The sequence below is a fragment of the Fructilactobacillus fructivorans genome (assembly GCF_000814735.1).
Taxonomy (GTDB): Bacteria; Bacillota; Bacilli; order Lactobacillales; family Lactobacillaceae; genus Fructilactobacillus; species Fructilactobacillus fructivorans.
In genome coordinates this window covers 62501-75391 of the sequence record NZ_JOJZ01000009.1, presented here as the reverse complement: position 1 = coordinate 75391, position 12891 = coordinate 62501, and the positions used below count along the sequence as shown (strand labels likewise).

General features: G+C 34.7%; 12 protein-coding genes. 10 read left to right on the top strand and 2 right to left on the bottom strand.

The window, feature by feature from the left end:
• From LfDm3_RS01025 to LfDm3_RS06635, 6 genes are all read left to right on the top strand, one after another.
• Positions 1–990 (top strand): NAD(P)-dependent oxidoreductase, encoded by a 990-nt coding sequence (locus LfDm3_RS01025; RefSeq protein ID WP_039143253.1) that lies wholly within the window; start codon positions 1–3, stop codon positions 988–990.
• Positions 991–1008: 18 nt separating this feature from the next.
• Positions 1009–1614 carry a nitroreductase family protein gene (locus LfDm3_RS01020; RefSeq protein WP_039143251.1) on the top strand — a complete coding sequence of 202 codons (606 nt, stop codon included), beginning with the start codon at positions 1009–1011 and terminating at the stop codon, positions 1612–1614.
• Positions 1615–1781: 167 nt separating this feature from the next.
• Entirely contained in the window at positions 1782–3383 is a 1602-nt protein-coding gene (locus LfDm3_RS01015; protein ID WP_156112323.1) for a 6-pyruvoyl-tetrahydropterin synthase-related protein, read from the top strand.
• Between the two features lie 194 nt (positions 3384–3577).
• A complete protein-coding gene (locus LfDm3_RS01010) occupies positions 3578–4624 on the top strand; it encodes an acyltransferase (protein ID WP_052236544.1) in 1047 nt (348 codons plus the stop codon).
• Between the two features lie 32 nt (positions 4625–4656).
• Positions 4657–5514 carry a sce7726 family protein gene (locus LfDm3_RS01005; RefSeq protein ID WP_039143248.1) on the top strand — a complete coding sequence of 286 codons (858 nt, stop codon included), beginning with the start codon at positions 4657–4659 and terminating at the stop codon, positions 5512–5514.
• Between the two features lie 2 nt (positions 5515–5516).
• A complete protein-coding gene (locus LfDm3_RS06635) occupies positions 5517–6443 on the top strand; it encodes a sce7725 family protein (RefSeq protein WP_052236543.1) in 927 nt (308 codons plus the stop codon).
• Positions 6444–6499: 56 nt separating this feature from the next.
• Here the strand turns inward: LfDm3_RS06635 and LfDm3_RS06630 are convergent, their stop codons facing one another.
• Entirely contained in the window at positions 6500–7627 is a 1128-nt protein-coding gene (locus LfDm3_RS06630; protein ID WP_052236542.1) for a DUF3290 family protein, read from the bottom strand.
• A 360-nt stretch (positions 7628–7987) separates the two neighbouring features.
• Between LfDm3_RS06630 and LfDm3_RS00990 the strand changes: the two genes are divergently transcribed.
• From LfDm3_RS00990 to LfDm3_RS00980, 3 genes are all read left to right on the top strand, one after another.
• Positions 7988–8569 (top strand): hypothetical protein, encoded by a 582-nt coding sequence (locus tag LfDm3_RS00990; protein ID WP_156112322.1) that lies wholly within the window; start codon positions 7988–7990, stop codon positions 8567–8569.
• A 287-nt stretch (positions 8570–8856) separates the two neighbouring features.
• Positions 8857–9105 (top strand): hypothetical protein, encoded by a 249-nt coding sequence (locus LfDm3_RS00985; RefSeq protein WP_010022434.1) that lies wholly within the window; start codon positions 8857–8859, stop codon positions 9103–9105.
• Between the two features lie 104 nt (positions 9106–9209).
• Positions 9210–11045 carry a hypothetical protein gene (locus LfDm3_RS00980; protein WP_039143242.1) on the top strand — a complete coding sequence of 612 codons (1836 nt, stop codon included), beginning with the start codon at positions 9210–9212 and terminating at the stop codon, positions 11043–11045.
• Between the two features lie 53 nt (positions 11046–11098).
• Here LfDm3_RS00980 and LfDm3_RS00975 read toward each other — a convergent pair whose 3' ends face one another.
• Entirely contained in the window at positions 11099–12145 is a 1047-nt protein-coding gene (locus LfDm3_RS00975; protein WP_039143239.1) for a zinc-binding alcohol dehydrogenase family protein, read from the bottom strand.
• Between the two features lie 141 nt (positions 12146–12286).
• Here LfDm3_RS00975 and LfDm3_RS00970 point away from each other — a divergent pair, with 141 nt between their 5' ends.
• Positions 12287–12784 (top strand): MGMT family protein, encoded by a 498-nt coding sequence (locus tag LfDm3_RS00970; RefSeq protein WP_039143236.1) that lies wholly within the window; start codon positions 12287–12289, stop codon positions 12782–12784.
• Positions 12785–12891 lie beyond the last annotated feature (107 nt).

The window sequence follows — 12891 nt, the reverse complement described above, 5'->3', positions numbered from 1 at the left end:
ATGGCAAAGATTACTGCTTATGATGTAAGACCATTTGAAAAAGAATATTTTGTGGACTTAAATTCATATGATTTTGATTTGAATCTGGTTGAAAAGCCATTGAGTATTGACACCGTTGACGAAGCGATGGGGACCGATGCTATCTTGATTGATGGTTCGTGTACCGCTGATAAGAAGGTGTTGGATAAGGTCAAGGACTTGGGGATTAAGTATCTCTTTACTCGTTTTGTGGGGTACAACAACATTGATTTAAATGCTGCCAAGGCCGACGGTATTATGGTGGCGAACGTTCCTAGTTATTCCCCATATTCAGTTGCTGAACTGGCACTGACAATGGGGATGGATCTGTTCCGCCACGTTGCTCAGGCAACCGTGAACACCAATAATGCTGACTTTCGTGTTTTGCCGACTTATTACAGTAACGAAATTCACGATGCCACTGTTGGAATTATTGGGGTTGGTCACATGGGAAGTGCCGAGGCCAAGTTGTACCATAACTTAGGGGCCAACGTTCTTGGCTACCAGCGTCATCCTAATGACAATCCGGACGTGACGTTTGTTAATGAAGATGAGTTGTTAGAGAAATCTGACATTGTCTCACTGCACGTCCCATACGTCCCAGGTAAAAACGACGAAATGATCGGTGGACCTGAACTGGCTAAGATGAAACGCAACGCTATTCTGGTTAACACGGCGCGTGGTGAGCTAGTTGATACGAATGCAATTACGATTGCTCTGTCAGGTAGTAATATTGGTGGATATGCTGCCGATGTAATTATTGATGAAAATCAAATTGATGGCAATGAGTTCAATTCATTGGACGATCTTCCAAACAAAGACGTGTTAGAATTAATGAAGCGTTATCCAAATGTTATTATTACTCCACACATTGGGTATCTAACTAAACCCGCTACGATTGACATGATCAAGGTTAGTTATGATAACTTTCATGAAGCTATGACAACTGGGAAGACCAAGAATCAAATTTAACGAAAGAAGTTTTTAAACATGGAATTAAAGCAACAATTCTTAGACCTAGAGAAAAATCGACGGACCATCTATGATTTAGGAAAGGACGTTTCATTCTCTCAAGACGATCTATATACTTATATTAAGGAATTAATCAAATACACACCAAGTGCCTTTAATGGGCAAACGGTTCGTGCCGTTGTGTTATTCGACGAGAACCATGACAAGCTGTGGGACATCGTTGAAGATGCCTTAAGAGAAAAGGTTCCAGCTAACGGATTCCTTCGAACTAAGGCTAAAATCTCGACTTTTAGGGATGCTTATGCATCAATCCTGTTCTTTACTGACATGGATAAGGTTAAGGAATTGCAAGGTCAATTCAAGACGTATCAGTACGAAATGTACAACTGGTCAGAAGAAGGACAAGGTAACGCTCAGTTCGCCGTTTGGACTGGACTTGAGGAAAATGGTTTAGGTGTTAATATTCAACATTATGACCCATTGATTAATGCTCAAGTTGCTTCTACCTTTGACATTCCTGATAACTGGCAGTTACGTGCTGAGATGAACTTTGGTTCTGTCAACACTCCAGCTGGTAAGAAGGACTTTATGGACGATAGCAAGCGATTTAAAGAATTTAAATAAGATATACGTAAAAAGAAGCATGAAGATAATTATCTTCATGCCCTTTTTTGTTGGATAAAATTGTATTTCGTGTTTTGAATAATTCTGATATGATTATATATGTATTTTATTAATTAAGAGGTGCTGTTATCACAAAATGTAAAAGGACCATTTATAATCATTTAAATTTGCTTATAACTTTATTCTTTGTGGTTTTGAGCTTTTTAGTAGTTGCTCCATATTTTCATGGAGCAGGAATAATAACAAACGTTGATGGAACATTTCATATTTCTCGTTTGCAGGAAAGTTATTTAAGCTTAAAATCAGGGAATCTTTTTGGCATATTTCCAGATGTTATGACTCAAGCTTTTGGAAAGATTGGATATCCACAAAATTTATTTTATCCAATCTTTATAGTTGCTCCGGAAGCAATTATCCATGTCATTATTAAAAATGGTTACTTTTCTTATTACATTTTTCTGATGATAATTAATTTTTGTATTTTTATTTCTATGTATCTATGTTCTGCTAGAATTTCTAAATCAAAATTTGCTGGTATAGTTTCTGCCTTAGTATATGGATTTTTTCAATACAAAATTCATGTAATGTTCTATCAAGGCGATTTAGCTGAAAGTATTGTCTTCATTTTCTTGCCAATTGTTGTTTATGGATTATATGAGTTATTAGTAAAAGACTATCATAAGTGGTGGATTCTATCTGTTGGAATGGCATTAATAATGCTAACTCATGTATTGTCTACTTTTTTGGCTTCAATAATGGTCTTATTTAGTTTAGGCTTATTATTTTTTAGTCATGATGATTATAAAGATAAGTTTAAGAGATTATTATTTACTATTCTTGCTGGAATTATTGCGATTCTTTTATCATGTGCGTTTCTGATCCCATTTATTCAAGATTATAAATTTGCAGGGAAAATGAATATTGGAACTGCTCTTTTGTATGATAATGCCATGCCTATCCAGAATATGGTATTCAACTTTTTGCCTAATCAGGGTCCTGGGTTTGGTGTAGGAATTGGAATTATTGGTGCTTTGGTTATTATTTCATCAATTTTTGTTTGGAAAAAATTATCATTGTTTTATAAGTATGTAACTTTTGAAGCAATAGTTTTTCTATTGTTGGTGTCTAACTTTTTTCCTTGGCAACTTGTTCAAACCCAACTTAAGTTTATACAAGTCCCATATAGGCTACTTCTATTAGCTACAGTTTTGATCGGGTTAATGTCAGGTCAATGTATATTAATATTATGTAGAAAGTTTAGTACTAATAAAAAAGTGATTTTTGTGAGTGGCTTAACGCTATTTAGTCTTTGTATTTCTTTTGCATCTAATGAATATGTAAAGATGAATCCAGGAAGTCTTGTTACTTATTATATTTCAAAAAATAATGATGGAATGAATACAATGGCTAATAGCCAAGTATTTGATTATCTACCTAAAACTACTAAATCTATTGAACCATACTTAGTCAAACATTCTATTAGGGGTATAAATAATGATAATAAAGACATGAAGCAGCTAAGATGGTATACATCATATGATCAAATTCATTACAAATTAGTAGCTAAGAAAAGTTTTGCAAACATTACTATACCTAATATTTATTATCCAGGGTTTCATGCTTACGTGAACAATAAAGAAGTACCAATTAAAGTTGATAAAAACAAGGCTATTAATATCCCAGTTCAAAAGGGAATAAACAATATTGATATTGTATATAAAAAGACTATTATACAAATTGCCACATTGTGGATTAGTATTATTAGTTGAATTGTTTTAATTGGGTGGATAATTTACATGAAATTTGTAAGTATTAAAATAAGACAGAAAAAATCAAATAAATAGCTTTAAAAGAGTGAAGAATTATTTCTTCACTCTTTATTTGACTCAAATTGTGTTTTTTGTTATTTAAAAGTCTGATATCATTATGTTTGTGTTAAATTTTACATAATTTAGGAGAAAATATGAAAAAGAGATTAACTTATATTGATGTAATCAACATCATTGCTATTATATTTGTTTTATTTATCCATTCATCATGGAACTATAATAATAATGCGTTAGGAATATTTGATTCGATTATTAGGACAATTGCTGTTCCAGCAGTGTTTCTATTCGTGATGAATTCTGGAGCAACATTACTTGGATATCGAGATAAATATGATACCCAAGTATTTTTCAAGAAACGTTTTTTTAGAGTAATGATTCCACTAATTGTGTGGAGTATTATTTATTACTTAGTAGACGCAGTAGTTAAAACACCACTTCCGGATGTGAATTTTGTGCATCATGATCCTAGTGTTGAAAATTTCTTTACTAGTTTCTTCTCTGGAAGTATTAATGGAGCATTTTGGTTCTTTTATTGCATTATTGCATTGTATTTTATTACGCCAGTCTTATCGGTTTTAGCTAGGAATCACAAGAGTGTTTTGTTTTATCTTGTGGTATTAGATTTCTTAGTTAATTACATTTTTATTTATTTAAACACTAACTGGTTTCACATGAATTTATCACTATACATTTTTCCAATCGCTTCAACTAGTTATGTTGGCTTCTTTATTATGGGTTACCTAATTAGAGTAGGGTACTTTGATCAAAAATGGTTGAAGATTACTAAGTGGGTTGCTTTGGCAGCTTTAGTAATTTCTTTAGTCATTTCGTTGTTTATTTTTAAGGACTTACCTGCTTCTATTATGAATCTTAAGGAAAATGGCGGTCCGTTATTGTTCTTGTACGTGATTGGGATCTATCTCTGGATTAAGGATTTTGTCGAATCACATAAAGTATTCGTTAAACAAAAGTTTCAGAATTTACTAGCTAAAATGGCATCAGTTAGTTTAGGAATTTATATTTTACATCCATTTTTCTTGAAACTGTTTATGGTAGTAACTAAGACAACTTTCGACAGTTGGCTTGATATTCTGGTTATGCCCCTGTTTACTTACGTAGTTTGTGGATTAGTAGTTTACGTGATTAAGAAGATCCCATTTATGAAGGATATTTTGCCATAATTAAAATTTGTATTAGTAGAGAGATAATAAGTATGAATATGGATAAATCATTAAATAAATTATTTACTATAAAATCATTAAATAATTTAATTTATGAACGTAATGTTGATAATTACAAAAAAATAGTGAATAAACTAAATGGTAAACCTAATGAAATGTTAAATTTACAAAATTTAAAACTAATTTATAAATACATGTCTGTACATCATCGAAATGAATATTTTTATAAAAATACATTACTTAATAAAATTTTATTAGGAAGACATAGTATCAATACATCTACAGCAATACGTGAATTGCCTATAGATGGGAATATATTAGATTTTTTAATTGTTAATGGTACAGGATCAGTTTATGAAATTAAAACAGAACTTGATAATTTACAGCGTTTAAAGAAACAGCTAGATGCTTATTACCGTGCCTTTTCTTTTTGTAATGTAGTTACCGATGAAACACACCTAAAAGAAATAAAAAGGGACATTAATATACCTGAACTTGGAATTCTAGTTCTTACAAAGAGAAATACCTTGCATGAAGAAAAAAAGGCTAAAGAAAAGACTAATCACTTAAACCATAAGACAATGTTTCGAATTTTAAGAAAATATGAGTTTGAAAATATCTTAATGAATGAATTTGGTTATTTACCTGATATTAATTCATTAAGATATTATGATGAATGTTTTAAAATGTTTAGACACATTAATATATTTCATGCTCAAAAGTTAATGTTGGCTCAATTAAAAAGAAGATGTAATATAAATAGTAATAATTTGGGAAGCTTTAATAATGTCCCCAAAGAAATAAAATTTATAATTTATTTTTCGAATTATAAAAAAAATGATTTTAATAAATTGAATAGTTTTTTATACAAAAAGACTAAGGAGATGTAGAGATGTATTATCCATTACTACGGAGTAAAAAATATGAATGTTCAGCATTAATAGAGCTATTGACGCAAAATAAGCTCAGTAAGAATATAATACCTATAATTGAACCAGTAAAAGCAAATCAACCTTTCAAAGCTTTGTTGAAACAATTCTTTGAAGATAAGCGCGAGATTGCGGTTGTTCAAAACTCTAGCGTTGCTAATTATAATAGTTTTAATGAGGAAGAGATAAACAAAATTAAATTGAGTGATATGTTTATCAATGCTTATAACTTAAAATCAGATGAAGATGTTAATAGAATAAAAGATAAAAATAAAAAAACAATGGTAATTTTGACTGATAAATCTGAATTATCCAATATTGAGCAATTTTCAAATGATAAAAGCCTTGTTGTTATTGATGTAAACAATAGAATAGAAATTAGGAAGGCTAAAAATAATAGTGTAAAAAATCTTATAGAATTAAGTGATGGGTATGATAAAAAAGAAAGAAACTTAGACTATGTGGATGACGCTGATCAATCCTTTTCCATTGAACATTTATTATATAAAAATGATGGTTTTCTTGGATTTAGTGATTATTCTATTGTTGGTGATAATTTTAGTACTGGTGGTTCATTTCCTAAAGTAGTAGCAATTCATATTGTATACTTTAATAAAAATAATGAACTCCGTATTCATCATTTTACATCTGATCCAAAAGATTCTGAAAGTAAAGATTTAAAGTTGAAGAATGGGGAAGCTCTTGAAAAGTTAGTTTCTTGGTATGATAGTAAAAATTTTGATAAAAGCAAAAATGATTCTTTAGGTCTTCGAGAACTTAGAAATGTATATGTGAACAAGCATGGAGAAACAAATCTAGGAAAACTTAAGCAATTTTCCATTGAGCATCATTTAGAAATAATTGGTAGATATTTAGATAATAATGAATAGGAAATAATAAAAAACGAAAGTAGAAACTTATAAATTTCTACTTTCGTTTTTGTTTGTTATTTCTGTCTCTTAAACACTTTTCTCTTCTTCGGATACAACACCAGATCAAGGTTGCCCTTAGGCCCAAACTGACCTAAGTAGACATCTTGAATGGTGCATCCTTGATTCTCACATAGTTGTTCAACTTGATTAGCATCCAAGCCTCGATGGCTAGCGACGTTTTCGTTTAGTTGACCATCAGTGATGATTGGGTAATTCATAGTAGGCTCATCGTTAAGGGTTACGGTCAACTGACCATTTTCTTCAAGGGTGGCATTTTTAACGTCCTTGAAATCATTAACTCCGTGGGTTCTAAGTTTGAAAGCAAGTTGATTAGCAGTTAAACCGTTCCGCAATGCACGGTTGACGTTTACGACACCATTTAAGATCAGTATCTGCGGACTTCCGTTGATCATCTTGTTCAGTGTATTACTCGTTCCGGTTAAGAACTTACTTGCGAAGACGATGACTGACCAGATTAATAGAATGATGACGAATTGGATTGGAGTAATGTCTTGGTTGTAGATAACACCACCGATAATTCCACCAAGAATATAGTTCTGGAGTTGATCAACGGCATTTGATGGAGCCAAGTTCCCTTTACCAGAGAGGTTAATCTGCAAGACGATCATGATGAATCCAATTAGGAACTTCAAGAAGATGGTTCCGTATTGTGAGTCACTACTACTCCATGTGAAGCCACCAGAATTAACGTGTTGTGGCTGTGACACAAGCTTGGTTGGGGTAACAGTATAATTCGTCATGTCAGTGTTGAAATGCACAACGTAGGCGTCTTTTCCCGCCTGAATCGTCATCCCATCAACCAGATTGTTGCTGCTGGAATACATCTGATCAAGCGGCACCTTCTTTTGCTTACTAATGTTCCTCATGATTTGGACGGTCTGAGTGGTCTGACTGTCAGCGTTCTTTTGCTGAAAGACTCGGCCCGTCTGCATCGCAATAATCAGAGCACCAAGCATGGTGACTAAGATGAACAGACTTCGAAATCGTAAGTTACTTCTATTTCGATAATAGAAGATCCCAGTTCCAATGATGACCAACGCAATTACTATAATCAAAGCAATAAAAATGTAGTTGGTAAAATGGAAGTTGTGGGCAATGAATGAATATGAATAAAGTTTCATGACTCTCGCTCCAATTTTATTGTATTTATGTAACAATTATACTCAATTTGGACAATTTTGGTATTAAATTTTGAACAATTTAATTTTATTGTTTTAAAATATACGAATTTTTACTAATAATGTGAAACGATAATAAATTTATTATGATTTTTTGACTATAAAAACATTATAAAATGGCTAATTCAAGGGATTTGAAAGTGATATAATTATAAATGATATAATTTTTGTTTTATGAATTTAATTAATTAAGAAATAATAATTTATATCAGTTATATTATTATGGGGAGAGGTTTTATTATCAAATATTCAAATATACAGGGTTTTATATATAAGGCATCACAACTTTTATCTAACAAACTAATGATAATTTTTGTATTATTAGCAGCTTTCATTGTTATAATAACGGGATATTTTCTAATTAGAAATAGCTCACATAACGATAAAGTCAATAGGAGATTAAAAAGTAACCATAAAAAGGTAGGTACATGGCTAATTTGTTTAGGAATAATATTTATAGGCCTCTTCTTTTTTATTTACAAATATGTTAAAAAAGCTGCTATCAATCCAAATGAGATTATTAGAACTAATAAAGTTAATTTTAGTGCAACGGGTACTATTGATAATATTGATCAATCAAATGGAAATTATGTATATGAAATTAAATTTAATGGTAAGAATAGAAATCAAACCATTTATGTTTCAATGTTTGACAAACCAGTAAGTACTAATGTCAAACCACCAATTCATCCCTTCAGTGGGACAGTCATTGAACAACCAGTAATTACTAAAGCAACCGTTGGTAATAAAGTTACGTTAAAGTCATATAAATATGCTTTTAAATACACAAACCATGATAAACTTGACTCTAATGATAGTTATTTCAATAATCAATTAAAATTATTAAATGAGAATTATGTAAATGGTGTTGTGACTCAAAAATGATAAAAAATTAGAGCTGTCTTTATAGATCACATGATGTTTAAAGTTCTTTATAGTTGTTAGAAGTTAATCTAATAATTATGAGGGACTTTTTTAATTAGATTTAATTACAGTATATGGAATAGAATTAGTCCCAACATGCTTAATCTGGTCAAAAATGATAAAATAGTGCAAACGAAACAACAGGGTAATTCGTGCGAAGTCGCTCAAAATTCAGCGAGTTTTAATAGTTGGAATGTTGATCATCATGATCTTCTCGCCAACGCGAAGTAAATAAAGGAGTCCTTTTCATGGAATCAAAAAAGACAGAGGAAGAATTAAACAAAAAGATCAAGTATCTGCATAACTTTGCCAACTGGGGATTAACGCCACTAGTTGTGATCTTCATCGTGGTTTACTTTCTTACAAAACCAACCTCGATCTGGACCATTCTTTTGGCACTCTTAGTGGTCTTTACCACCTTTATCGTCTGTGTGATGGCGTTAGTGTATATTCACCAAAAAAAGAAGTTGCAGAAACAAAATGACAATCAAAAATAATTAAGGAGGACGGTTTTTAATGGCCGTCTTTTTTCATGCCATTTGATTAGTGTATAATCGATGATAATTAAGAACTTAATAATTATATTTTATAAGAGGAAATCATGAAAAAATACAAGTATCCTAAAACGATTCTGGCAGTGATTTTAATTTTGGTAGCGGCCGCTTTCTTAGTTTCAATTCAGTGTTTCTCACATAGTTTGTTGCTGGGAAACGACTCACTTTTTCATTTTAGTCGGATTTACGACATTAAAATGCAGATGCAGACGGGTCACTTTAACTACTTCATGACCAACTATGGGTTCAATCAGAGTGGTCGGATCATCAATGCCATTTATGGACCATACATGGCGGTCATTCTGGGATTCGTTTTGTTGCTCACTAAAAGTTGGTTCAGCTTCCAAGTCGTAACGAGTTTTGTCCTGTATGCGATTGCTGGACTAGGAGCTTACGGACTGTTTCGACGGGTAAAAGTGAACCAGTGGTTTGCGACTGCTGGTGCCATTATTTACTTGTCACAAAACTTCATCACTGGTTGGCAGACGGACGCCCAGTTTCTAGCCTGGGGAGCAGCCATCCTGCCATTTGCAGTGATGGTCGCCCTTGATTTGATGGATGGTTCACCGAAAAAGGTTCACGTGACGTTGGCGCTGGTTGTGGCAGCCTTACTTGAAATGCACATTTTAAGTGCATTGTTTACTGTCATCATGCTGGTGCCATTTGCGCTGATCGGTCTTTGGCGATCCCGTGCTAAATGGAAGTATCTGGGGAAGATTGCGTTAAACGTTATTTTGACATTAATCTTAGCTGGTAACTACTTCGTCAGCTTTTTGAGTGTTTTCGGTAAAAATGAACTCATGCCACCATTTATGATGGAGTACATGGGTACGTATTCGGCTAGTTTTAATTTTTACAATAATTTACCGAACGGCGTGGGCATTGTACTGACCCTCAGCTGTGTCTTTCAGTTAGGTTACATGATAATCGCTAAGAGAAAGAACCTAACTAACGTTGTGGTGACGGTTGTTGGTGGATTGTTTTTGTTATTATCATCTGCCATTCTGCCTTGGAACGCCATGGGAGAACAGTGGACCTACATGCAGAACTTCATTCAGTTCCCATACCGTTTCTTTCCGTATGCGGCAATTTTGCTGATGGTGGGCTTTCTGATTTCGATCAGTCAGATCAGTAACGAATGGTACGAAAAAATCAGTGCGTCACACGGCGACATTCACTATAATTACATGAAAATTTTCATGGGGGTCGTAGTGACTGTTATGGCCGTCGCAGCACTCTGGTTTGCGGATTCTAACATTCAGTACGGCGTTGACATTTGGAACAACCCCAAGAGTTCTCCCATTAAACGTAATATGATTAGGACGCTTCCGGACCCCGAAACGCCAAAGAAGTACATGGCACCATCCAAGAGTCCGTTTAAGAAAGACGTGAGCGTCAAACAGGTTCGCTCTGACTTTATGAGTAAGAACTTAGGCAAGCCCTTCCGAGACATCTCTGAGTCAAACGGTGATTACCTACCAAATGACTCTGATGATCCTAATTTTGATGCGGTAGGATCACATTATCACGCAGATGTCATGAATAATCATGGCTTTAAGAAACACGTTACGCGGAGTGGGGCACTAGTAACAAAATGGACTGCTGATTCTGGTAAGGCTAAGAACGGTTATCGGACGATTCCAGTAATCTTGTACCATAATTCAACGGTGAAGTTGAATGGGGCGAAGCTGAGTCCTAACCAATATCGCGTTTCCGATATTGGAGCGGCAAAGGTTAAGGAACAGCCTGGTCAGAATCAGATGACGGTCAGGTATCAGCAACCAGCTCATTTCATGGCAGTTGTGGCTGTGTCAGTGTTGGCATGGATTGTGACGGTTGGATGTGTGATTGTTAAGGGAATGTATAAATGGATTAAAAAATAGCAAACAAAAAGGGATTGAGCCATTAGTGGTTCAATCCCTTTTTAATTTATTATCTATTTTTCTTTTTCATCATTTGCCACAACAACCTTACCAATCATTTGCTTACTTTCAACCAACTTAGTGGCTTTCCGCAAATTCTCAGCGTTAATTGGACCAAACTGCTTAGTCAAGGTACTTACCAAGTTACCCTCATCGAGCATGATGCTGATTTTATCTAAGATTTCGTGTTGAGTAATCATGTCAGGTGTATGGAATTCAGACTTAGTAAACATGTATTCCCAAGCAAAACGAGCCCGTTTCTCCTTGAGCTTGCTCATATCGAGGGATTTACCTGATCCAGTGATGGATACGATCGTGCCAGAAGGGGCAATTAATTCACAGATTTCATCCCAGTAGGCATCCAAGTTACGCAGATCCAGAATGTAATCTACGTACTTGAATCCCTTGTCATGAATCTGTTTGATAATGTCATCATGATAGTCAACAACGATATCGGAACCATGGTCAAGTTCCCATTGTTTCGTCTCATCTTTTCCGGCAGTTGAGATGACCTGAAGGTTGGCACGATGAGCCAATTGAGTAGCAATCGAACCAACGCCACCAGCACCGTTAATGATTAAGATGGATTTCTTGTGGTTTTGTTCGTTACGGTCGTAAAAGTCGATATTCATTTGTTCAAACATGGCTTCCCATGCGGTCAAGCTAGTGAGTGGCATGGCAGCGGCGTGAGCGTTATCCAAGCTGTGCGGAGCGATTCCAACAATCCGTTCGTCAACGGTTTGATATTCACTGTCACAGCCCGGACGAACGTGCGATCCAGAGTAGAAGACCCGGTCGCCAACGCTGAAACGATTGGTCTTTGATCCAACTTTTTCAACGGTTCCGACCGCATCCCATCCAATAATTTTAGGATCCTTTAGCGGTTCCTTTTGGGACTGACGGGTGAAAACGTCCACGGGGTTAACCGAAACGGCTTCAACCTTTACCAACAAATCGTGTGGTTCGGGTTCTGGAATATCAGTGGTGAAATCAAATAAGCTTTTAGGATCATCAATCGGTAGGTATTTAGTGTAACCAACGGCGTTCATTTTTTTAGTCATAATCGTTCTCCTTTTACGTATTCTACCCTTAGGATACCACGCGTGCGGTGATAATTGTTGATGTGAGTTTATTGTGGGAGTTAGGTTGCATCCTGTTTTTATGATAAAATGGTGACATGAAAGAGTGGGATGAGGTAGAAAATGCAAAGATTGTATTGGGATTCCGTTCATGTTAACGGAGATAAGATATTCTTCACGATTGACAATCATGGATTGAATTTCGTAAGCAGTCCGGGTCAGGGAGTTTCACAGCTACTTGATTTTTATACGAACGATCATTTTGAGTACGCGAAGAACAGTGAGCGTAGTCTGTTATATCGGAAAACGATTAAGAATTATTTGCGGGGTAAATCAACTGACCTTGATCTACCAACTGATTTTATGAGCTATGGGTCCGACGAAGAACGGTTGATCTGGAACGAAATTGCCCAGATTCCATTTGGTGAGCTAGTGACGGTTTCTGACCTTGCTGATCAGTCTGGTTTAGGTCCAGACAAGGTCGAATCGGCAATCTCTAAGAGTCCCATTTGGCTGGTGTTGCCACTTCATCGTGTAACGGATCGAAATGGCCGTTACCCATATCGAACTGGTGATGCGACCCGAGATTTTTTGGTGGATCTGGAACATCCGAAAAAATAAATATAACTAAATAGGGATTTCGTTTGGAAAATCCCTTTTATTTTCAGTAAATTTATGGTGATATGGCTTTTGTATAAGCAATTGATGTTGTATAGTCATAATCAAAA

Bases quoted from the DNA above. Each gene is read 5' to 3' on its own strand.
- LfDm3_RS06635 (WP_052236543.1), top strand. From the start codon at position 5,517: ATGTATTATCCATTACTACGGAGTAAAAAATATGAATGTTCAGCATTA.
- LfDm3_RS01020 (WP_039143251.1), top strand. From the start codon at position 1,009: ATGGAATTAAAGCAACAATTCTTAGACCTAGAGAAAAATCGACGGACC.
- LfDm3_RS00970 (WP_039143236.1), top strand. From the start codon at position 12,287: ATGCAAAGATTGTATTGGGATTCCGTTCATGTTAACGGAGATAAGATA.
- LfDm3_RS01025 (WP_039143253.1), top strand. From the start codon at position 1: ATGGCAAAGATTACTGCTTATGATGTAAGACCATTTGAAAAAGAATAT.
- LfDm3_RS00980 (WP_039143242.1), top strand. From the start codon at position 9,210: ATGAAAAAATACAAGTATCCTAAAACGATTCTGGCAGTGATTTTAATT.
- LfDm3_RS01010 (WP_052236544.1), top strand. From the start codon at position 3,578: ATGAAAAAGAGATTAACTTATATTGATGTAATCAACATCATTGCTATT.
- LfDm3_RS06630 (WP_052236542.1), bottom strand. From the start codon at position 7,627: ATGAAACTTTATTCATATTCATTCATTGCCCACAACTTCCATTTTACC.
- LfDm3_RS01005 (WP_039143248.1), top strand. From the start codon at position 4,657: ATGAATATGGATAAATCATTAAATAAATTATTTACTATAAAATCATTA.
- LfDm3_RS00975 (WP_039143239.1), bottom strand. From the start codon at position 12,145: ATGACTAAAAAAATGAACGCCGTTGGTTACACTAAATACCTACCGATT.
- LfDm3_RS00990 (WP_156112322.1), top strand. From the start codon at position 7,988: ATGATAATTTTTGTATTATTAGCAGCTTTCATTGTTATAATAACGGGA.
- LfDm3_RS00985 (WP_010022434.1), top strand. From the start codon at position 8,857: ATGGAATCAAAAAAGACAGAGGAAGAATTAAACAAAAAGATCAAGTAT.